Source organism: Nisaea sediminum (assembly GCF_014904705.1).
GTDB lineage: Bacteria > Pseudomonadota > Alphaproteobacteria > Thalassobaculales > Thalassobaculaceae > Nisaea > Nisaea sediminum.
The window spans coordinates 187,130-206,337 of the sequence record NZ_JACZCQ010000002.1; the positions used below are offsets into that span (position 1 = coordinate 187,130).

Consider the following 19,208-nt stretch of genomic DNA (forward strand, 5'->3'; position numbering starts at 1 on the left):
CGGATATTGGCGACCCCGGCAGGACTCGAACCTGCAACCGTCGGATTAGAAGTCCGGTGCTCTATCCAGTTGAGCTACGGGGCCGCGAAACTCTGAAAAATCAGTGGGTCCAGGTGCCCCAGGTGGCGAAGCGGTCGGCGGCGAAATTGTCGGCATAGCCTTTCGGCTTCAGCTTGCGCTTGTGCTCGCCCTGGATGATGTAGTCGAGCCCGTGCTTCTTGGCGTAGGCGACCGCCTCTTCCTTGGTCTCGAAGGTCAGACGGATCTGGTTCTTGGTGTCGCCGCTGCTGACCCAGCCCATGAGGGGTTCCGGACGCCGCGCGGTCTCGAGTTCAGGCTCCAGCACCCAGCGCTTCGTCTTGGCCCGCCCCGACTGCATGGCGGTCTTGCTCGGCCGGTAAATCCGCACGGTCATGGCATTCTCTCTCCTCGTCCCCGAGATGCCTCCGGACCTTCTCGGTGCCCGGAAGTCACAGCTTCGGTTCCGTATCGCTCAAAGGCAGGCGGAGGTCAATGCGGCTGACGTTCAGCCGGGCGTGCGGACGATCTTCGGTCCGAGATTCGAGATCACGTCCCGTGCATCGTAAGCGTCCGTGCCCTCGGCTTTCAGCTCGGGACCGCCGATCACGATCTCCGCGACGGCCTCGTACCGGGTCACAGGTATGCTGTCCGACGGACCGGCGAACATGCTCTGACGGAAAAAGTATCCGCCATGATGGCCGTAATAGCCGAATGATCCGAAACCGAACGGATAGAAATCATGGTGAATATAGCGCTCGTTCTTGTCGAGATCCCGCGCCACGACGACGAAATGGCTTCGTCCCTTTTCAAGGGTCAACTCGGCCGCACGGTATAGCAGATAGGTCTCGACGGTTTCCCTGTCCGTCACCGAGTTGCCGCTGAAGCTGACCCGGTATCTGTCCTGCTCGATTACACTGTCTTTGAAGCCGAAGCGCTCGGATGCCGGAGCATAAGGGGTCGGTGTCGAACAGGCCCCCAGCATCGCGGCGAGGACGAAGCCCCCGAGCAGTTGGGTCATTCGCCGTGCCGGCAGATCTGTTCTCATGACAGGCACCTCCCGAATGCGGAGCTTTCCGGACAGAATAAGACGACAATAGGTCTCATTCTCAATTTCTGCCATCCACACGGGTCGCCGGAGCGCGAACAGCCTCACAAAGTGATGATGGTCGGGGTGGACGGATTCGAACCGCCGACCCTCTGCTCCCAAAGCAGATGCGCTACCAGACTGCGCTACACCCCGACATGGCTCAAAAGCGCGGAATTCCTAACTTCTCCGTCAATCCCGCGCAACAGTTCATTTCCGCGCTCCCGAAATTGTCCCCGAGACAACAACGTTCGGCGGCTGCGGACGTGACAGAACGGCAAGCGGCCACTGTCAATTCGCCTCCGCTCATTCTAAAACCGTGCGGAGCCGGATGCAGGCGGAACGAGTTCAGGCCGCCCCTTACCGCCGCCCAAGCAATCGCCGACGTCCGTGACGGAGAACAAGCGTGTTCATCAACATCGTGAATATCGGGAACCGCTTCAATCTCTACCGCAACCTCTATCAGCTTCTCTATGCGAGCCTCACGGACCTCGGCCATCAGGTCCGGGTCTCGGACAACGCCATCGAGGCCGGCGCCCTCAATCTCATCGCGCCGCCGATGGCCTTCCGCCTGAAGGAACTGACGGACGCCATGATCAAGGGCGGCGTTCGCTATGCCGTGCTCGGTGTCGAGCTGTTCGACGGCTTTTCCCATCTGACGCAGCCGGGCCAGGATCAGACGGATGAGGAATTCAGGCGCTTTGTCGGCAATGCCGCCGCCGTCCTCTGTCTCTTTCGCCAGGACGTTCCTCTCTACGCACCATTGACGGAGCGCGCCCATTATCTGCGTTACGGCTTTCATCCGGCTGTCTCGGAGATTCCCTCTCTGAAGGAGCGACCGATCGACGTCTTCTTCTTCGGCGACACATCCGCCTATCCGGACCGGAAGCGGGTCCTCGAAACGCTTTCGGCACGGGGCCTCAAGGTCGTGACCACTGAAAACGCCGGTGCGTCCAATGCACCCGACGACCTGGTCCGCAATTCCCGCGCCGCGCTGGCAAAGGTGAACCTGAACCTCGCGCATGGACGGCACGCGAGCCCGCAGCGCGTCGTCTATCTCGCCAACAACGCCATCATGCCGCTGTCGGACGCGACGGAGGATCCCGACGGTTATCTGGAGGCTGCAAGAGTCTTCCCGGATCGCGACGCCCTGATCGAAGGCTGCCTCGAGGCATGCGGCGCCGGCAGATGGATCGAAGACGGCAGCGAAGCCTATGATATCGCGGCGCGCCATCCGATGACTGTGCTGCTGGCGGAGGCCCTCGAAAAGCTACACTGATCGGGACCGGATCAGCGCGCGGGCTCCAGCGTGGCGTGCTCGACGCGATCCCCTTCCCTCAGACCGAGCCGCGCCACGGTTCCGGCGACGACTTCGAGAACCGCCTTCACCCGCAGCCGCGAGGATATGACGTCGGTCGAATGCGGAACGGCCCGCTCCGCAATATGAAGAATGGTTCCGTCACGGTCGAGGAACAGCATGTCGAGGCTGACATAGGTGTTCTTCATCCACATCGAAACCTTGGCCTTTCCGGGATAGATGAAGAGCATGCCGGCATCATCCGCCAGTTCCTTGCGGAACATCAGGCCGCGCGCCCGCGCCTCCGGCGTATCCGCGACCTCGACAGAAAAAACATGCTCCTGTCCGCCGCTCAGGATCACCAGTCGCGACGTGCCGTCCGTCGCGTTCGCCGGTCCCGCCGCTCCAAGCGCGATCAATCCGAGCAGGATGACGCGAAGAAACTTTCGGAAGCTGCTCGTGGGGTGCTGTTTCATCGTTTCGTCCAGATGTCAGGCAAGAAGTTTCTAGGCGGTCAGGGAAGCGAGCGCGGCACGGAAACCGTCGCCCGGCGGTCCGCGACGCAGCGAGAGCGCCACGATGTGGGTTTGCCAGGGCAGCGGCATCGGTGGAGAGACCATGGACCAGCTCTCATCGAAGGGATATTCCGCGAGCCGCACCACATCCCCCGATGTGCTCTTCTCCAGCGCATTCACGCAATAGAACTGCCCGTTCGATTTCGCCACCCGCTCCACGGTGCGGATATAGTCTGTAACGACGGATACCGGCATCTCCATGAAACTGCGGATGTTCGCCGCCAGATCCACGTATCCCTCCGGCACCCGTTCCGCCAGCGCGGCCGGAAGCAGGAGATAATCCGCACGCTCGAGAGCTGCCGCCATATCGTCCCGGGCGCTCCCAGCGCCAAGTATCGCCGCCCCCGGCTCCGCCTGGCTGAGATAGTAGCGCTGCACCGCATTCACTTCCGGAAGATCCAGAAGGATGCATTGCAGATCCGGGATAAGCTTCCGCAGCTTCGCGGCGAGCGATCCGTACCCCGCGCCGATCTCAAGATAGACCGGGCGAGCCGCGCTGCCCCCCGTCCCGAAGTCGAAGAGTTTCTTCAATTGCACCGCGAAGAAGACCTGACTGATGTCGTTCCAGTCCGCCTTCATATCCCGGCCATCGATCGGAACAGCCGGTGGGTTTCCGATGCTGCATTCCGACAGGAACGCGACCTCCTCCCAACTCAGAAGTCCCGTGACTTTCGCCATGAAATCGGCAATCCGGATCTGCACCGCCCGTCCGTCGAAGCGCCAGGTCTTCGCCTCTTCGAGCACCGCGTAGGACGGCAGCATCTCCCGTTTCCCGCGTCCGTTCCCGGTATGGAAACTGTCGTCGAAACGGTAGCTCACGCCCATCTGCCGGAACCTCGGCCAGAGCGCCTCGGTCCGGATCAACCTGTCGAAATCCGGGCGGAAGATATCCCAGTGCGCGCCGCGCGCACTTCGTTCGCCGATCTGTTTCGCCGCTTCGAAATCCTTCAGCATTTCTCGAAGCACCGGCTGATCCGGGAGATGCGAGGTCGGAGCGATCAGGATGGTCTGGTCCGAATTCATACGTTCTTGCTCAATTCAGATCGGGGAACACAGGCGGACGCATGACCTTGCAGGCGGCCTTCCAGCTAGCGCAAGAACCATCAGTCGGGATGCCTGACAAGACGCGCCAGGTCGATCACTTCGGAGCGGACGGCTCCTTCGTTCGGCCGGTCGGCCAGGGTCGCGAACCAATGTTCCGGCGGGTTGCGGCCGCGGCTGTGGTTCCAGAACAGCTCCCGCAGAATACTCTCTCCCGCCGGACCGATTTCGATGTCCCGCGGATCATGGCCGTTGAGTGTCGCCCATATGCCGGTCCAGCAGCGCGCCACGGCCCAGGGATTGTAGCCCCCTCCTCCAACCACCAGAACCCGGGGTGCGAGCTTGGTGAGGCGGGAAACCGCTTCCCAGAGCGCGTTGTTCGACAGCTCCAGCTTGCTCTGCGGATCGTCCGCAAGCGCGTCGCATCCGCTCTGGATCACAACCGCCTCCGGAGCGAATGCCTCGACGACGGGAACCACGCCTTCCTCGATCAGATAGCGGAACTCGGTATCGTTCAGGCCTTTCAGCGCCGGGAAGTTCCGCGCCATGCCGCCGGCGCGGTCCACGGCAGAACCGGTACGCGGCCAGCGGTCGTCCTCGTGGATCGAGACGGTCAGCACCCGGTCCTCGTCATGGAAGGCATCCTGCACACCGTCGCCGTGATGGGCATCGAGGTCGATATAGGCGATGCGGCCGAGCCCGCCGTCGAGCATCGCCAGAATGCCGAGCACCGGATCGTTGAAGAAACAGAAGCCGAACGCCATGTCCCGGCGCCCGTGATGGGTCCCGCCGGCGAGAGAATGTATGGTCCCGCGTTCGACCGACGCGAGGGTCCGGCCGGCCAGCAGCGAGGCGCCGGCGGCCGTCGCCGGTCTGCTGAAGATCTCCGGAAAGACCGGGTTTCCGGCACGGCCGATATTGTACTTCTCCTTGACCTCGTCGCTGACCCGCCCGTCCCGCTCGGCCGCCATGATTGCGGCAATGTAATCGGGCGCATGGAAGCGTGAAAGTTCCTCCGGAGAGGCGACAGGGCTGTCGATGAAGAGATCGTCCGATAGCAGATCCAGTGCGCGCGCGAGATCCATGACCGGCGTCACGCGCTGGATGGATAGCGGATGCTTCACGCCGTAGCGCGAACGCCGGTAGATCTCGCTCCCGATCATGACCGGCCGCTGCGGAAACGCAGGCGGGATCAAGGCTCCGGGCTGAGGCCCTTTATCGGCGGTCAACAGGCTCATGCCATCCTGCCGATGACCGGTTTCTGTGGTGCAGCCTGCCCATCCTCCCCGGGGAACAGGAATTCGGGCAGATCATATGCCTTCAGGCTGTCCCAGTGTTGCGCGACATCCTCCGTGAAGAGGTCGCGCACGATGCCGGAGACGAGTCGAGGCACCGCGAATTTCATCGCATTGATCGAGGAGCCCGACGGCCCGAAACTGAGCGTCGCGCCGAAGGTGAAGAGCCGCACATGCCGCAGCCATCCGGCAGTTCCAGGTTCGCGCTCCTGAAACGCATATGTGGGATCGAGATAGGGGTAGCGTCCCAGTCTCGGGTTCTCCTCCCCTGCCGGCGGCTGAAACCGGTCGCGCCAGAGGGCGGCATGCGCCGCTATGTCCGAGAATTCGGGAACGGCCGCAAGATCGATATCGAAACCGGTCCCGACGATCAGGAAGTCAGCTTCAAGTTTCCGCTTCGGAGTGACGATTTCAACCCGTCCGTCCCGCACATCGCAGGAAAGCCAGGGCGCCCCCGTCAAGAGCTCGAACGCGTCGTGCCGCGCCGTGCGCTCCCAGGTCTCCTTCGGAAAGGCCTCGCGGAGGGTCAGCAGATGGTTCATGAATCGCCAACGCCAGGGGTCGTCGAGCTCGGCGAAATGGCCGAGAAATCCGGGGAACGACAGCCACTTGAACGGCTGAACCCTCTGCAGTTCCTCACGCCGGCAGCAGACCGTCACGCGAGCCGCCCCAGCCTCCAACGCCGTCGCCGCATTGTCGAACGCGGACGCGCCGGCACCGAGCACCGCGACGCGCCGTCCTTTCAAGGACTCGAAATCGATGTCCTCAGAGGCATGCGCCCAGTATTTCCGGTCCAGCGCGGCAATCTCGGGCGGCGTCCACCATTTGCCGGGGCTTTCGATACCGGTCGCGATGACGACCTTGCGCGCAAAGACGGTCTCGCGGGCCCCGGATCCGGTTTCGACAAGATCCACCGAGATCAGGTCTCCGGACACCAGCGGCGAGATCCGTTCCGCCGAAACGCCGTTTTCGATGCGGATCTCGAGCACGCGCCTGAGCCAGAGGAGATAGGCGGCCCAGTCCTCTTTCCAGATCTTGTTCAGTTCCACCCAACGCACCTCTCCGTGCTGCGCCACGAACCACGCGCGAAAGGTCAGGGATGGAATATCGAGGTCCGGACCGTTGACCTGCTTCGGCGATCGCAGCGTCGGCATGCGGGCGTAGGTCATCCACGGCCCCTCGCGCCCCTCCGGCGCACGATCGACGATGCGCACGCGTTCGATCCGCGCCCGCTTCAGCGCGTGGGCAATGGCGAGGCCGCCCTGTCCGCCGCCGATGACAAGCACGTCGAGCGCCGTGTGCCCGTCGGGTCCGGTCCGCTCAGGGATCCAGTTCGCGTCGGGATAGGAAATGCACCCGAGATCGTCGCGGACCCGCGCTTCAAGCGCTTCAAGTCCGATGGGCGGTCCGGCGTCGCTCACATGATCCCCGCAGAAATATGTTTCCCGGCCTTCTAGGTAGCGCGCTTCGGCGCCGTCATCCAGAGGAGCGGTATCGTCCGCTTGCCTTCACCGCGAAGCTCGCCCATTATCTGCCGCGTTCAGGGGAGCCGCGTCGGCGGCTGAGAGGTTCCGGAGGGAACGACCCTTAACCTGATCCGGGTAATGCCGGCGGAGGGAGAGCCAGATGATTGACGGCACACGGCCGCGCACTTCACCGACAAAACGTCCTGACATGTGCGCAGAGTGCCGATGATGCGCACGCTCGTGATCTTCGCCGGATTGCTCGCGCTCTGGCAGAGCGTCGTCAGCCTCAGCGGCGCACCACCCTACATTCTGCCGGGGCCCGCGCCGGTCGCGGACGCGCTCTGGCAGCGCTCGGACCTCATTCTCGGGCATGCCGGGACGACCTTGGCAGAAATCCTTCTCGGCCTCGGTCTCGGTACGGTTTTCGGTGCGGCGGCGGCCCTGATGTTGAGCTGGTCGGCGCGCGTCAGACCCTGGTTGCTGCCGGTGCTCGTGATCAGCCAGGCCGTGCCGGTCTTCGCCCTGGCGCCGGTCCTCGTCCTCTGGCTTGGCTACGGCATGGCCTCGAAGGTCGCGATGGCGGCACTGATCATCTTCTTTCCGGTGACAGCCGCCATGTTCGACGGGCTGCGGCGCACCGACCCGCTTTTCATCGACTGCGCCCGAACGCTCGGTGCCGGACGGCTTGATCTCCTGCTGCATGTCCGCCTGCCCGCCGCGCTGCCCGCCTTCGCGTCCGGATTGCGTGTGGCGACCGCCGTCGCGCCGATCGGCGCCATCGTCGGCGAATGGGTGGGCTCCAGTTCCGGGCTCGGCTACCTGATGCTGCATGCCAATGCCCGTCTGCAGATCGACCTGATGTTCGCCGCTCTCTTCACCCTCTCGATCCTGGCGGTCTCGCTCTATTACGGGATCGATTTCCTGCTCAGGGCCGCGATGCCCTGGCAAGCCGGCGAAGCCCGGCCCACTACCGCTACCGGAGGATTTTGAATGTTCATCCGCACCGCCGCCTTGCTGCTGGCTCTCGTCACGCTCGGCACAGGCCCGGCCAGTGCCGCCGAAAAGCTGACCGTCCTGCTCGACTGGTTCGTCAATCCGGACCACGGACCGCTGATCGTCGCCGAGAAAAAGGGTTTCTTTGCCGCAGAAGGTCTGGAGGTCGAACTGATCGCGCCAGCCGATCCGAACGATCCGCCGAAACTGGTTGCCGCGAAGAAGGCCGAGATTGCCGTCTCCTACCAGCCGCAGCTGCACATCCAGGCCGCGGAAGGCCTGCCACTGGTGCGCTTCGGAACCCTGGTCGCGACACCGCTCAACACGCTGGTCGCGCTCGAGAGCGGTCCGATCAAGTCGATCGCGGACCTGAAGGGCCGCAAGGTCGGCTTCTCCGTCGGTGGCTTCGAGGATGCGCTGCTCGGCGCCATGCTGAAGAAGCACGGCCTCGCGCTCTCCGATGTCGAGCTGATCAACGTGAACTTCTCGCTCTCGCCCTCGATCATCTCGGGCCAGGTCGACGCCGTGATCGGCGCCTTCCGGAATTTCGAGCTGAACCAGATGGATATCGTCGGGAAGCCCGGCCGGGCCTTCTTCGTCGAGGAGGAAGGCGTGCCGCCCTACGACGAGCTGATCTATATCGCCCACAGGGAAAATCTCGGCGATCCGCGGCTGAAGAAGTTCCTGTCCGCCGTCGAGCGGGCGACCCAGTATCTGGTCAACCATCCGAACGACGCCTGGACGGCCTTCATCGACGGACGCAAGGAGCTGGACGACGAGCTGAACAAGCGGGCCTGGCGCGATACCCTGCCCCGTTTCGCGCTCCGCCCGGCGGCGCTCGATACCGGCCGCTACGAGCGCTTCGCCGCCTTCATGCGCGAATCGGGATTGATCAGCAAGACACCCGACGTCGCGAGCTACGCGACGGAACTGAAGTGACCTGCGTGCTCCCGCGCCCTGCCTGAGCAGGGCGCGGGAGCAGGCCGTCATTCGGCAGCGGCCTGCGCTTGCCGTTCGCTGTCGACGAAATCCATATAGAGCTTGCGGGCACGCTCGAAGACCCGTCCCGGAGCCATCTCCTTCTCCTCGTACCGCGTGACGGCCTGGATCTTCCCGAAATTTCCACAGACGATCATCTCGTCCGCATTCGCGAGATCCTCAGGAGAAAGGACCGCCTCCTCGACCGGGATGCCGTCCTTTTTCAGCAAGCCAATCAGGCGCTTGCGCGTAATGCCGGCAAGAAAGGTCCCATTCGCGGCAGGGGTCTTCGCCACCCCGTCCTTCACGATCCAGATATTCGCCGTGGAGAATTCCGCGACATTGCCGTCCGGATCGAGCATCACCGGCAAATCGAAGCCGCGCTCGCGCGCCTCCTTCAGGGCCCGCTGACCGTTTGGATAGAGACAGCCTGCCTTGGCGTTTGTCGGCGCCTGATCGGTCGCGCAGCGCCGGAAACTGGAGAGGCAGGCACTGCCTGCGACCGGATCCGGAAGCGGTGCTTCGAAGACCGCAAGCACGAACTCGGTATCGTTGCCTTCCGGTGCCACGCCCTGACCCGTCGAGTAGAACATCGGCCGGATATAGTAATCGGTATCCGCCGGCAACCGGCTCGCCGCCTCGCGGCAAAGCCCCTCGATGGTCTTCGCATCAAGACCCGGGCTGAGCAGCATGGCCCTTGCCGAACTAACCACCCGCTCGGCATGGCGAGCTATGTCGGGAAGCGCCCCTCTGATGGCTCGGGCACCGTCGAAAACGGAACTTCCGGACCAGAAGGAAATCTGCAGCGGTCCGCTGACCATCGGTTCGTTTGATAGCCATTCGCCATTGCGCCAGAATATTTGTTTCATTTTACGGTCTCCACGAGCAACAAAACAGGACAGTATTTCTGACCTATATGCTGCGACCCCGCTATCGCAACTTTGTCATGGAGACAATTTTTCCGGCGGAAAACCGGTGTCAGTCACTCGGTATCGGGAACCACACTGGCCGCAATGCTCCCATCCAGGGCTTCGTATTCACTGTAACCGATATGTTTGTAGATATCCTTGCGGCTCATCAGGCGGTCGAGGAAGCCCTCCTGGCTACCCTGATCGGCAAGATGCGCATAGAGGTCCCGCACGATCCCGGCGGCAGCCCTGAGGGAGGTCACCGGCCAGATCACCATCTTGAAGCCCCAGGTCTCGAACTGTTCCGCCGTGTAGTATGGCGTCTTTCCGAACTCTGTCATGTTGGCAAGCAGCGGCACGTCAAGCGCCTCCGCGAATGCTCGGAAATGCGCTTCCTCGGTCAGCGCTTCAGGGAAAATCGCATCCGCGCCGGCCGCGACATAGGCTTGAGCGCGCGCGATCGCAGCATCCAGTCCCTCCGACGCCATCGCGTCGGTCCGCGCTATGATCCGGAGATGACGCCGCGCCTTGCTGGCCGCGGCGATCTTGGCGCACATCGAGTCCCGGTCGTTCAGCAGCTTGTCCGAAAGATGTCCGCACTTCTTCGGCAGCACCTGATCCTCGAGCTGGACCGCGGCCGCCCCCGCCTCTTCGAGCTCCCGGCAAAGCCGCATCACATTCAGAGCCTCGCCGTACCCCGTGTCACCGTCGACCACCAGCGGCAGTGCGGAAGCCCGGACGATGCTCCGCACCTGCCCGACGAGTTCCTCCATCGTCATCATGCCGAGATCCGGCAGAGCCAGACTTGCCGAGAGAGCACCGCCCGAGAGGTAAAGCGATTCGAACCCGGTATCGCGCGCGATAACCGCCGAGAGAGCGTCATGGGCACCAGGAATCCGGACAATTCCCGGGCGCTCCCAAAGAGCGGCCAAGCGGTCACCGGCAGCTGTACGATCAGCCTCGTCCTGCAAGAGCCAAGACATGTTTATATTGCCTCCACGCGTTTTGCCGCTTCGTCGGAATGCGGAACAGGATATTTCCGCGACGGAGATTGCACTCCGATCCGCCCCTGTGTCATTGCATTGTCGTCATTCAGTTGACAATGCCGGCTTGCTGTCGGATTGGTTCTTGGTACACCAGACCGCCGCCCGCCGGGGTAAACGAGTCTGGTAGAGGAACGAGAGGGAACGGGTTGATGGGGCACATCTTAAGTCTGGGGGCGAGTCTTGCCGCCTTCTGGATGCTGCTTTCAGGTTCAATCAGTCTCGACCATAAACTGGTCCTCGGCTTCGGCGTTGCGTCTCTGGTTCTCAGCGTCTGGCTCGCGGTCCGGATGGACCGGATCGACGGCAATCCCGTTTCCGTCAATCTGCGCCCCAGCCTCATCAAGTACTGGATCTGGCTGGCGAAGGAGATCGGCAAGGCGAATATCGACGTCGCCAAGATCGTCCTTTCTCCGAAAATGGAGATTTCGCCACGCATGATCCGCGTGAAGGCTACACAGAAGACAGATGTCGGCATCACGACCTTCGCCAACTCGATCACCCTCACTCCCGGAACCGTCTCGGTCGATATCGACAATGACGAGATCCTGGTTCACGCGATCACCGACGAGATGGCGCAGGGGCTGCTGGAAAGCGACATGGATGCGCGCGTGACCGCCGTGGAGGCGAAAATCCGATGATGTTCGCCGTGGCCGCGGCCGGCCTTATCATTCCGATGCTGATGGCGCTCGCCCGGGGACTCATGGGGCCGACGCTCTATGACCGGGTGCTCGCGGGCAACAGCTTCGGCACCAAGACCGTCCTGCTGATCGCCGTACTCGGCTTCATCGGCGGACGCCCGGACTTTCTCGATATCGCCCTGCTCTATGCGCTGATGAATTTCGTCGGCACCATCGCGATCCTCAAATTCTTCCGCTACCGCAACCTCGGTATCGCGGGCGACGCGGAAAACGGAAACGGCAATGGGGGAGTGAAGTGATGCAGCTCCTCATCGACACCCTCTCCTGGGGTTTCATCCTGGCCGGCGTGTTCTTTGTCTTCACCGGCACCCTCGGCATGCTGCGGCTGCCCGACTTCTATACGCGCCTGCATGGCGCCGGAATCACCGATACGCTCGGCACGGAACTTCTGCTGATCGCCATGATGCTGCAGGCCGGCTGGTCCCTCGTCACCGTGAAGCTGGCGATGATCTCGCTCTTCATCTTCTTCACCAGCCCGACCGCGACGCACGCGCTCGCCAATGCCGCCAACTCGGTGGGCCTCCGTCCGTTCGGCGTCCCGGCCAAGGACCTCGAGTCCGGCAACGGGGAGAAGCGCTGATGGGCTCCGGACTCGTGAATGTCGCCGTCGATATTTCGCTGATGACGCTGCTGGCGGTGACCGCCATCGGAATAATCCGCTCCCGCAACCTTTTCGCGACCGCCATGCTCTCGGGCATCTACAGCCTGATCTCGGCCGCGCTCTTCGTCACGCTCGACGCCGTCGACGTGGCCTTCACCGAGGCCGCGGTCGGCGCCGGCATCTCGACCGTCCTGATGCTGGGCGCCATGACCCTGACGCGGCGGAGCGAGAAGCATGCCGTCAAACTGCATATCGGCCCGGTTCTGGTCTGCCTCGCGGTCGGCGCGGCGCTGATCTACGGCACCGTCGACATGCCTCCGTTCGGCTCGACCGAGGCCGCCGGGTTCAAGCATATCGTGCCGGAATACATCGCCGGTTCGCGCGACGACATCCAGGTCCCGAACATCGTCACCTCGATCCTGGCCAGCTATCGCGGCTTCGACACGCTCGGCGAGACGGCGGTGATCTTCACCGCCGGGATCGGCGTCTGGTTCCTGATCGGACGCCGGCGGCGCGAGGACGAAGCCGACGAAGAAGCGCAGAAAACTTCGGGAGATGAGGCATGAGGCATCATCTTATCCTCCGCGTGGTCTCGAAGCTGCTGATCCCCTTCATCCTGCTCTATGCGCTCTATGTGCAGTTCCACGGCGATTTCGGACCGGGCGGCGGGTTCCAGGCGGGCGTCATATTCGCGGCCGCCTTCGTGCTCTATGCCCTGATCTACGGCGTCGAGACCGCGCGCAAGGCCTTCCCGGCGCGCTGGCTCGCCATCCTGGTTCCGCTCGGTGTGCTGATTTATGGCGGGACCGGGATCGCCTCCCTGCTGCTCGGCGGCACCTATCTCGACTACGACGTGCTCGCCGCGACGCCGACCGGCGGCCAGCATCTCGGCATCCTGGTCGTGGAATTCGGCGTGGGTGTGACCGTGACCGCGGTGATGATCGCGATATTCTTCGCCTATGCCGGCCGCACCGACGACATTCAGGACGACGACTGGTAAGCCATGCTTGAGCTCCTCCTCGACAAATACAATTACTGGATCGTCGTCGCCCTGATGCTGTTCGGGCTGTACATCGTCATATCCCGCGGCAATCTGGTGAAGAAGCTGGTCGGCCTGAACGTCTTCCAGACGTCGGTCTTCCTCTTCTACATTACCCTCGGCAAGGCCGAGGGCGGCACCGCGCCGATCCTGACGGGCAAGCCGGAACTGTTCTCCAACCCGCTGCCGCATGTGCTGATCCTGACCGCCATCGTCGTCGGCATCGCGACGACAGCGCTCGGGCTGGCGCTCGTCGTACGCATCCAGGAGAACTACAGCACGATCGAGGAAGACGAGCTGGAAGACCTCAACGTGGCCGTGATGAAAGGCGAACAGGTCCGCGTTAAGGGTTCGGAAGGAGACGCGCGATGATCGCCGCCGAACATCTTCCGGTCCTGCAGGTCGTCGGCCCGCTGCTGGCGGCACCGATCTGCTCGGTGCTGCGGATCCGCAACCTCGCCTGGTTCTTCACCCTGATCGTCAGCCTCGGCGCGTTCCTATGTTCCGTCTACCTGCTGCAGACGGTGATGGAGAACGGCCCGATCAGTTACGAGATCGGCGGCTGGATGGCACCGCTGGGGATCGAGTACAGGGTCGACGCGAGCAACGGGATCGTGCTGCTGATCATCTCGGGCATTTCCTCGGTGGTGCTGCCCTTCGCGAAGCGAAGCTTCGAAGCTGAGGTCCCGGAGAAGCTGCACAGCTTGCTCTACACCGCCTACATCCTCTGCCTGACCGGCCTGCTCGGGATCACCGCGACGGCCGACGCCTTCAACGTCTTCGTCTTCCTCGAGGTCTCGTCGCTTTCGACCTATGTTCTGGTCGCGGCCGGTGCCACGAACGACCGGCGCGCCCTCACCGCCGCCTATAACTACCTGATCCTCGGCACCGTCGGCGCGACCTTCTTCGTGATCGGCATCGGGCTGCTCTATATGGCGACGGGCAGCCTCAATATGGCGGACATCGCCAACCGGCTCGGCACCATCGCGGAAACGCGTACCGTCGATGTCGCCTTCGCTTTCGTCGTGGTCGGGCTGGCGCTGAAACTCGCCCTCTTCCCGCTCCACACCTGGCTACCGAACGCATACACGCATGCTCCAAGCGCGGTGACCGCCTTCCTCGCCGCGACCGCGACCAAGGCCGCCGTCTATCTCCTGCTGCGGTTCTCCTTCACGGTGTTCGGCACCGGCTCCGGCCTGCTCGCGCCGATGGCTGCGACAGTAGGGATCCCGCTTGCTGTCCTCGGGATGTTCGCGGGCTCCATTGCCGCGATCTACCAATACAATCTGAAGCGCATGCTGGCTTATTCCAGCGTCGCGCAGATCGGCTACATGGTGCTCGGCTTCGGACTGCTCAGCGTCACCGGCGTGATGGCGACGACGCTGCATCTCTTCAATCACGCTCTGATGAAGGGCGCGCTCTTCATGGCGCTCGGCTGCGTCTTCATGCGCGTCCGTTCGGTCCATATCGCCGACCTCGCCGGCATCGGCCGGCAGATGCCCTGGACCATGGCCGCCTTCGTGATCGGTGGTCTCAGCCTGATCGGCGTTCCGATGACCGTCGGCTTCATCAGCAAGTGGTACCTGATTTCCGCCGCCCTCGAGCAGGAAGCCTGGTGGCTCGTGCTGCTGATCGTCGCCAGCTCGCTGCTCGCGGTGATCTATATCTGGCGGGTGGTGGAAGCCGCCTATCTGAAGGACCCGGTTCCGGGCCGGACGGTGACCGAGGCGCCGCTCTCCATGCTGATCCCGACCTGGGTTCTGGTCGCTGCGAATGTCTATTTCGGCGTTAATGCGGACTTTACGGTCTCCGTCGCGCGCGCCGCAGCCGAAGGGCTGGTGGGAGTGATGCAATGAGCGCCGAAACCGCCCTTCTCGCGACCCTGCTCCTGCCGCTCGCCGGCACGGTTCTGATCTGGCTAACCGGCAAGTCGCCCAACCTGCGCGAAGCGGTGACGCTGATCACGTCGGTCCTACTCTTCGCCATCGTCCTGTCGCTGCTGAGCGATGTGCTCGACGGCGCGCGGCCAAGCGTCGATCTGCTGGAAGTGATGCCGGGGCTCTCGCTCGCCTTCGAGATCGAGCCGCTGGGCATGCTGTTCGCCTGCATCGCCTCCGGGCTCTGGATCGTGAATTCGCTCTATTCCATCGGCTACATGCGCGGAAACGACGAGAAGAAGCAGACCCGCTTCTACATGTGCTTCACGATCGCGATCTCCAGCGCCATGGGCATCGCCTTCGCCGGCAACATGTTCACGCTCTTCGTCTTTTACGAGATCCTGACGCTCTCGACCTACCCGCTCGTCGCACACAAGGAGACCGAGGAGGCAAAGCGGGGCGCGCGGATTTATCTCGGCATCCTGATCGGGACCTCGATCGGCTTGCAGCTGGCCGCCATCATCTGGACCTGGATTGCCGCCGGAACGCTCGATTTCACCGCCGGCGGCATTCTCTCCGGCAAGGTCGACCCGGTGCTGCTGCCGGTACTTCTCGCGCTCTACATGTTCGGCATCGGCAAGGCGGCGCTGATGCCGTTCCATCGCTGGCTGCCCTCGGCCATGGTCGCGCCGACGCCTGTCAGCGCCCTGCTGCACGCCGTTGCCGTCGTGAAGGCCGGCGTCTTCACCGTCCTCAAGGTCGTGGTCTATATCTTCGGGATCGATTTCCTGGCCGGAACCGGGGCTGCCAACTGGCTGATCTGGGTCGCGTCCTTCACCCTGCTGACCGCCTCTCTCGTTGCCATGAGCAAGGACAACCTGAAGGCCCGGCTGGCCTATTCGACGATCAGCCAGCTCGCCTATATCGTCCTCGGCGCCGCGCTGGCGAACCATTACGCGATCCTCGGCGGGGCACTGCATATCGCGACTCACGCCTTCGGCAAGATCACCCTTTTCATGTGCGCGGGCGCGATCTACGTCGCGACCCACAAGACCGAGATCAGCGACATGCAGGGCCTCGGGCGCAAGATGCCCTTCACCTTCGCGGCTTTCTGCATCGGCGCCTTCTCGATCATCGGGCTGCCGCCGCTCGCGGGGACCTGGAGCAAATGGTACCTGGTGCTCGGCGCGGCCGAGAGCGGCATGCTAGTCGTCGTCGCGATCTACATGATCAGCTCTCTGCTCAACATCGCCTATCTGATGCCGATCGTCGCGCGAGGATTCTTCCGCCCGGCACCGGAGCTCGCGACCGCTTCCGCCGGAGCCGCGGTCGCGCCGTCCAAGAGCGGCATCCAGGAAGCGCCGTTGCTCTGCGTGCTGCCGCCATGCCTGACGGCACTCGGCTGTTTCGTACTCTTCTTCTACGCCGACGCGATCATCGCGTTGCTGCGCCCAATCGTAGAGTGAGGCTGGCTGCATGAGCGATCACAGCGAAAACCATCACCACGGCGCGCCCGCAGGGGAAGCTCCCCGCTGGCTCGACGACAAGCGAAACGTGAAGAAGATCATCTATGCGCTCTTCGCCGTCTGCGCCGCGCTGTTCGCCGCCGATGCCTTCTATCACAAGCATCCCTATTTCGAGGCTGAGTCCTGGTTCGGATTCTATGCCGTCTACGGCTTCGTGATGTGCGTCGGGCTGGTGCTCGCCGCCAAGGGCATGCGGGTCTTCCTGATGCGGGACGAGGATTACTATGACCGCGATCGCTGATCTCCTCCTCCCGATGAGCCCCGGCATCCTGCTGGCGCTCGGCGGCCTTCTGGTTCCGTTCCTCAGCGCCCGGATCTCGCGCATCTACGTGCTTGCCCTTCCGGCGGTGCTGCTCGCCTACATTTTCGCGCTGCCCGACGGTTCCCACGCCGCCGTGAGCTTCCTCGGTTACGAGCTGGAGCTGCTGCGGATCGACAATCTCTCCCGCATCTTCGCCACGATCTTCATGATCGCGGCGATCCTCGGAAACCTCTATGCCTGGCACGAGGCCGATCCGGTCCAACGCACGGCGGCGCAGGTCTATGCCGGCAGCGCGATCGCCGCCGCGCTCGCGGGCGACCTGATTTCCCTCTTCGTGTTCTGGGAACTGACCGCGATCTCCTCCGTCTTCCTGATCTGGGCCAGCGGCACCGAAAGCGCGTTCCGCTCCGGCATGCGCTACCTGATCATCCAGGTCGGCTCCGGCGTGATCCTGCTCGCCGGCCTGATCGTGCATGTGAACGCGACCGGATCGATCGCGTTCGAGCATTTCGGTCTGGACGCGCCCGGTGCGCCGCTGATCCTGCTCGCTTTCGGCATCAAATGCGCCTTCCCGCTGCTGCATAACTGGCTGCAGGACGCTTATGCCGAAGCCACGGTGACCGGCACCGTCGTGCTCTCCGCCTTCACCACCAAGCTGGCCGTCTACACGCTGGCCCGCGGCTTCGCCGGAACCGAGATGCTGATCTGGATCGGCGCCGCGATGACCGCGTTCCCGATCTTCTATGCGGTGATCGAGAACGACCTGCGCCGCGTTCTGGCCTACAGCCTGAACAACCAGCTCGGCTTCATGGTCGTGGGGGTCGGGATCGGCAGCGAGCTGGCACTGAACGGCACCGCGGCGCACGCCTTCTGCCACATCCTCTATAAAGCACTGCTTTTCATGTCGATGGGCGCGGTCCTGTTCCGCACCGGAACCTGCAAAGGCTCGGAACTCGGCGGGCTCTACAAAACCATGCCGCTGACGATGATTTTTTGCGTCGTCGGCGCCGCCTCGATCTCAGCCTTTCCGCTCTTCTCCGGATTCGTCTCCAAGTCCCTGATCATGTCGGCGAGCGGCAAGGAGGGATACTGGTTCGTCTGGGGCGTGCTGCTCTTCGCCTCCGCCGGCGTGTTCCACCATTCCGGCATCAAGATCCCCTACTTCGCCTTCTTCGCCCACGACAGCGGACGGCGGCCGAAGGAAGCACCGCTCAACATGCTGCTGGCGATGGGGATCGCAGCCGCGTTCTGCATCGGTATCGGTATCTGGCCGGAGCCGCTCTATGCGCTGCTGCCCTACGATGTCGATTACGTGCCCTACACAACCTCCCACGTCATCACGCAATTGCAGCTGCTGATGTTCTCGGCTCTGGCCTTTACCGTGCTGATGCTCTACCGGATCTATCCACCGGAACTGAAATCGACCAATCTCGATTTCGACTGGGTCTACAGGCGCCTGCTGCCGCGTGGACTTGTCGCAATCGGACGGGCGATCGATACCGGCTACAAGCACGTGACGGACGATGCCAAGACCGTCATCCGCTCGGCAATGTCCCTGTCGGCCTCGGTCTTTGCGCCTGGCGGCCTCTACGGGCGGACTTTCGGCGTCGGAAATGCGGTGGCGATCATCGCCTTCCTTCTCCTCGTCGCACTGATGGTGAGCTACTCGGCGGTATAATCTCCGCGGTCACATATGGTAACGGGCAGCAAGCCGTCCCATCTGGAACGGGTCTGGAAAAAATGATAAGTCGACCCTTCCGGGTTTCCTCCTGATAGAGAAAGGTTCATCGCTATGGACATGAGCGGCGAGTACCTCGTCCCCGCGCCCCGGCAGAAAGTCTGGGAGGCGCTGAACGATCCCGAGATCCTCAAGCAGTGCATTCCCGGATGCGAGGAAGTCAACCGCACTGGGGACAATGCGTTCGACGCCAAGGTGTCGGCGAAGGTAGGGCCGGTGAAGGCGAAATTCACCGGGGCGGTGACCCTGTCCGATATCGATCCGCCGAACGGCTATACGATCAGCGGCGAAGGCAAGGGCGGTGCGGCGGGTTTCGCAAAGGGCGGCGCCAAGGTCGCGCTTTCGGATGCCGAAGGCGGAACCCTGCTCAAATACGACGTCAATGCCCAGGTCGGCGGCAAGCTCGCACAGATCGGTGCGCGGCTGATCGACTCCACGGCTAAGAAAATGGCGAACGATTTCTTCAAGACCTTCAGCGAGGTCGTTGGAGAAGGCGGTGAAGCACCGGCGGCGGCAACGGCGCCGGCTCCGGCAACAGCAGACGAAGGAAAGGACAAAGCAATGAGCAAAGACGGCGTTCCGGCGGAAAACGTATATCACGGTCTGCACTGGACCGCGGTCCTGACGACCGGCGTGGCGATCGCCAGCCTGGTCTGGTTCGCGATGACGGCGCTCAGCTTCTGATCCGTTGAAAAACTCCGGCCTATCATGGCCGGCACGAAACGGCGCGGCACACTCGTTCCGCGCCGTTTTTCTATGCCTT

The 19,208-nt window shown here is 63.0% G+C and carries 22 protein-coding genes, 2 tRNA genes and 1 riboswitch; of the genes, 14 read left to right on the top strand and 10 right to left on the bottom strand.

All coding sequences use genetic code 11. From position 1 onward, the window contains the following. Positions 1 to 7: 7 nt before the first annotated feature. The 4 genes from IG122_RS04370 to IG122_RS04385 all read right to left on the bottom strand — a co-directional run bounded on the left by IG122_RS04370 (position 8) and on the right by IG122_RS04385 (position 1,261). Positions 8 to 84 (bottom strand) — tRNA-Arg (locus tag IG122_RS04370). 16 nt (positions 85 to 100) lie between these two features. Continuing rightward, positions 101 to 415 carry an ETC complex I subunit gene (locus IG122_RS04375; RefSeq protein WP_193180834.1) on the bottom strand — a complete coding sequence of 105 codons (315 nt, stop codon included), beginning with the start codon at positions 413 to 415 and terminating at the stop codon, positions 101 to 103. A gap of 111 nt (positions 416 to 526) precedes the next feature. After that, complete coding sequence (locus IG122_RS04380) at positions 527 to 1,066, bottom strand: CC0125/CC1285 family lipoprotein (RefSeq protein ID WP_193180837.1); 540 nt, start codon at positions 1,064 to 1,066, stop codon at positions 527 to 529. A gap of 118 nt (positions 1,067 to 1,184) precedes the next feature. Beyond that, positions 1,185 to 1,261, bottom strand: a tRNA-Pro gene (locus IG122_RS04385). Positions 1,262 to 1,511: 250 nt separating this feature from the next. Between IG122_RS04385 and IG122_RS04390 the strand changes: the two genes are divergently transcribed. Further along, positions 1,512 to 2,384, top strand: a complete 873-nt coding sequence (locus tag IG122_RS04390) for a CgeB family protein (RefSeq protein WP_193180839.1) — start codon at positions 1,512 to 1,514, stop codon at positions 2,382 to 2,384. An 11-nt stretch (positions 2,385 to 2,395) separates the two neighbouring features. Here the strand turns inward: IG122_RS04390 and IG122_RS04395 are convergent, their stop codons facing one another. From IG122_RS04395 to IG122_RS04410, 4 genes are all read right to left on the bottom strand, one after another. Next, complete coding sequence (locus IG122_RS04395) at positions 2,396 to 2,878, bottom strand: DUF192 domain-containing protein (RefSeq protein ID WP_193180841.1); 483 nt, start codon at positions 2,876 to 2,878, stop codon at positions 2,396 to 2,398. Positions 2,879 to 2,908: 30 nt separating this feature from the next. Continuing rightward, positions 2,909 to 4,000 carry a putative sugar O-methyltransferase gene (locus IG122_RS04400; protein WP_193180843.1) on the bottom strand — a complete coding sequence of 364 codons (1,092 nt, stop codon included), beginning with the start codon at positions 3,998 to 4,000 and terminating at the stop codon, positions 2,909 to 2,911. Between the two features lie 80 nt (positions 4,001 to 4,080). Next, positions 4,081 to 5,181, bottom strand: a complete 1,101-nt coding sequence (locus tag IG122_RS04405; RefSeq protein WP_226893323.1) for an acetoin utilization protein AcuC — start codon at positions 5,179 to 5,181, stop codon at positions 4,081 to 4,083. A gap of 71 nt (positions 5,182 to 5,252) precedes the next feature. Then, positions 5,253 to 6,734, bottom strand: coding sequence for an NAD(P)/FAD-dependent oxidoreductase (locus IG122_RS04410; protein ID WP_319024811.1), 1,482 nt, complete (start codon positions 6,732 to 6,734; stop codon positions 5,253 to 5,255). A 111-nt stretch (positions 6,735 to 6,845) separates the two neighbouring features. After that, a riboswitch (TPP riboswitch) is annotated at positions 6,846 to 6,949 on the top strand. A 55-nt stretch (positions 6,950 to 7,004) separates the two neighbouring features. Here IG122_RS04410 and IG122_RS04415 point away from each other — a divergent pair. Then, on the top strand, positions 7,005 to 7,769 hold the full coding sequence (locus tag IG122_RS04415; protein WP_193180847.1) for an ABC transporter permease: 765 nt from the start codon (positions 7,005 to 7,007) through the stop codon (positions 7,767 to 7,769). Next, positions 7,770 to 8,711 (top strand): ABC transporter substrate-binding protein, encoded by a 942-nt coding sequence (locus IG122_RS04420; RefSeq protein ID WP_193180849.1) that lies wholly within the window; start codon positions 7,770 to 7,772, stop codon positions 8,709 to 8,711. A 47-nt stretch (positions 8,712 to 8,758) separates the two neighbouring features. Here IG122_RS04420 and IG122_RS04425 read toward each other — a convergent pair whose 3' ends face one another. Both IG122_RS04425 and prpB read right to left on the bottom strand, forming a co-directional pair. Beyond that, a complete protein-coding gene (locus IG122_RS04425) occupies positions 8,759 to 9,619 on the bottom strand; it encodes a branched-chain amino acid aminotransferase (RefSeq protein WP_193180851.1) in 861 nt (286 codons plus the stop codon). 113 nt (positions 9,620 to 9,732) lie between these two features. Next, positions 9,733 to 10,641, bottom strand: coding sequence for a methylisocitrate lyase (prpB, locus tag IG122_RS04430; RefSeq protein ID WP_193180853.1), 909 nt, complete (start codon positions 10,639 to 10,641; stop codon positions 9,733 to 9,735). 212 nt (positions 10,642 to 10,853) lie between these two features. Between prpB and IG122_RS04435 the strand changes: the two genes are divergently transcribed. The 11 genes from IG122_RS04435 to IG122_RS04485 all read left to right on the top strand — a co-directional run bounded on the left by IG122_RS04435 (position 10,854) and on the right by IG122_RS04485 (position 19,129). After that, on the top strand, positions 10,854 to 11,342 hold the full coding sequence (locus tag IG122_RS04435; RefSeq protein WP_193180855.1) for a Na+/H+ antiporter subunit E: 489 nt from the start codon (positions 10,854 to 10,856) through the stop codon (positions 11,340 to 11,342). Beyond that, on the top strand, positions 11,339 to 11,641 hold the full coding sequence (locus IG122_RS04440) for a monovalent cation/H+ antiporter complex subunit F (protein WP_193180856.1): 303 nt from the start codon (positions 11,339 to 11,341) through the stop codon (positions 11,639 to 11,641). The genes IG122_RS04435 and IG122_RS04440 overlap by 4 nt, the downstream gene beginning before the upstream one ends. Further along, positions 11,641 to 11,982 (top strand): monovalent cation/H(+) antiporter subunit G, encoded by a 342-nt coding sequence (gene mnhG / locus IG122_RS04445; RefSeq protein WP_193180858.1) that lies wholly within the window; start codon positions 11,641 to 11,643, stop codon positions 11,980 to 11,982. Before IG122_RS04440 ends, mnhG begins: the two co-directional genes overlap by 1 nt. Continuing rightward, a complete protein-coding gene (locus tag IG122_RS04450; RefSeq protein ID WP_193180860.1) occupies positions 11,982 to 12,569 on the top strand; it encodes a DUF4040 domain-containing protein in 588 nt (195 codons plus the stop codon). Before mnhG ends, IG122_RS04450 begins: the two co-directional genes overlap by 1 nt. Next, entirely contained in the window at positions 12,566 to 13,003 is a 438-nt protein-coding gene (locus IG122_RS04455; RefSeq protein ID WP_193180862.1) for a Na(+)/H(+) antiporter subunit B, read from the top strand. The genes IG122_RS04450 and IG122_RS04455 overlap by 4 nt, the downstream gene beginning before the upstream one ends. A gap of 3 nt (positions 13,004 to 13,006) precedes the next feature. After that, positions 13,007 to 13,414: a cation:proton antiporter subunit C gene (locus IG122_RS04460; protein WP_193180864.1), complete on the top strand. Its 408-nt coding sequence runs from the start codon at positions 13,007 to 13,009 to the stop codon at positions 13,412 to 13,414. Next, on the top strand, positions 13,411 to 14,898 hold the full coding sequence (locus tag IG122_RS04465; protein WP_193180866.1) for a monovalent cation/H+ antiporter subunit D family protein: 1,488 nt from the start codon (positions 13,411 to 13,413) through the stop codon (positions 14,896 to 14,898). Before IG122_RS04460 ends, IG122_RS04465 begins: the two co-directional genes overlap by 4 nt. Continuing rightward, complete coding sequence (locus IG122_RS04470) at positions 14,895 to 16,385, top strand: monovalent cation/H+ antiporter subunit D family protein (protein WP_193180868.1); 1,491 nt, start codon at positions 14,895 to 14,897, stop codon at positions 16,383 to 16,385. Before IG122_RS04465 ends, IG122_RS04470 begins: the two co-directional genes overlap by 4 nt. Positions 16,386 to 16,395: 10 nt before the next feature. Further along, complete coding sequence (locus IG122_RS04475) at positions 16,396 to 16,686, top strand: hypothetical protein (protein ID WP_226893324.1); 291 nt, start codon at positions 16,396 to 16,398, stop codon at positions 16,684 to 16,686. Then, a complete protein-coding gene (locus tag IG122_RS04480) occupies positions 16,670 to 18,385 on the top strand; it encodes a Na(+)/H(+) antiporter subunit D (protein WP_193180870.1) in 1,716 nt (571 codons plus the stop codon). The genes IG122_RS04475 and IG122_RS04480 overlap by 17 nt, the downstream gene beginning before the upstream one ends. Positions 18,386 to 18,499: 114 nt before the next feature. Beyond that, the gene (locus IG122_RS04485; protein WP_193180871.1) at positions 18,500 to 19,129 is read left to right on the top strand and encodes an SRPBCC family protein; all 630 of its coding nucleotides are present in this window, start codon (positions 18,500 to 18,502) and stop codon (positions 19,127 to 19,129) included. Positions 19,130 to 19,208: the final 79 nt, after the last annotated feature.

Excerpts from the sequence above, each read along its gene's own strand:
- IG122_RS04375 (WP_193180834.1), bottom strand. The coding sequence starts at position 415 with ATGACCGTGCGGATTTACCGGCCGAGCAAGACCGCCATGCAGTCGGGG.
- IG122_RS04380 (WP_193180837.1), bottom strand. The coding sequence starts at position 1,066 with ATGAGAACAGATCTGCCGGCACGGCGAATGACCCAACTGCTCGGGGGC.
- IG122_RS04395 (WP_193180841.1), bottom strand. The coding sequence starts at position 2,878 with ATGAAACAGCACCCCACGAGCAGCTTCCGAAAGTTTCTTCGCGTCATC.
- IG122_RS04400 (WP_193180843.1), bottom strand. The coding sequence starts at position 4,000 with ATGAATTCGGACCAGACCATCCTGATCGCTCCGACCTCGCATCTCCCG.
- IG122_RS04405 (WP_226893323.1), bottom strand. The coding sequence starts at position 5,181 with ATGATCGGGAGCGAGATCTACCGGCGTTCGCGCTACGGCGTGAAGCAT.
- IG122_RS04415 (WP_193180847.1), top strand. The coding sequence starts at position 7,005 with ATGATGCGCACGCTCGTGATCTTCGCCGGATTGCTCGCGCTCTGGCAG.
- IG122_RS04420 (WP_193180849.1), top strand. The coding sequence starts at position 7,770 with ATGTTCATCCGCACCGCCGCCTTGCTGCTGGCTCTCGTCACGCTCGGC.
- IG122_RS04425 (WP_193180851.1), bottom strand. The coding sequence starts at position 9,619 with ATGAAACAAATATTCTGGCGCAATGGCGAATGGCTATCAAACGAACCG.
- prpB (WP_193180853.1), bottom strand. The coding sequence starts at position 10,641 with ATGTCTTGGCTCTTGCAGGACGAGGCTGATCGTACAGCTGCCGGTGAC.
- IG122_RS04435 (WP_193180855.1), top strand. The coding sequence starts at position 10,854 with ATGGGGCACATCTTAAGTCTGGGGGCGAGTCTTGCCGCCTTCTGGATG.
- IG122_RS04440 (WP_193180856.1), top strand. The coding sequence starts at position 11,339 with ATGATGTTCGCCGTGGCCGCGGCCGGCCTTATCATTCCGATGCTGATG.
- mnhG (WP_193180858.1), top strand. The coding sequence starts at position 11,641 with ATGCAGCTCCTCATCGACACCCTCTCCTGGGGTTTCATCCTGGCCGGC.
- IG122_RS04450 (WP_193180860.1), top strand. The coding sequence starts at position 11,982 with ATGGGCTCCGGACTCGTGAATGTCGCCGTCGATATTTCGCTGATGACG.
- IG122_RS04455 (WP_193180862.1), top strand. The coding sequence starts at position 12,566 with ATGAGGCATCATCTTATCCTCCGCGTGGTCTCGAAGCTGCTGATCCCC.
- IG122_RS04460 (WP_193180864.1), top strand. The coding sequence starts at position 13,007 with ATGCTTGAGCTCCTCCTCGACAAATACAATTACTGGATCGTCGTCGCC.
- IG122_RS04465 (WP_193180866.1), top strand. The coding sequence starts at position 13,411 with ATGATCGCCGCCGAACATCTTCCGGTCCTGCAGGTCGTCGGCCCGCTG.
- IG122_RS04470 (WP_193180868.1), top strand. The coding sequence starts at position 14,895 with ATGAGCGCCGAAACCGCCCTTCTCGCGACCCTGCTCCTGCCGCTCGCC.
- IG122_RS04475 (WP_226893324.1), top strand. The coding sequence starts at position 16,396 with ATGAGCGATCACAGCGAAAACCATCACCACGGCGCGCCCGCAGGGGAA.
- IG122_RS04480 (WP_193180870.1), top strand. The coding sequence starts at position 16,670 with ATGACCGCGATCGCTGATCTCCTCCTCCCGATGAGCCCCGGCATCCTG.
- IG122_RS04485 (WP_193180871.1), top strand. The coding sequence starts at position 18,500 with ATGGACATGAGCGGCGAGTACCTCGTCCCCGCGCCCCGGCAGAAAGTC.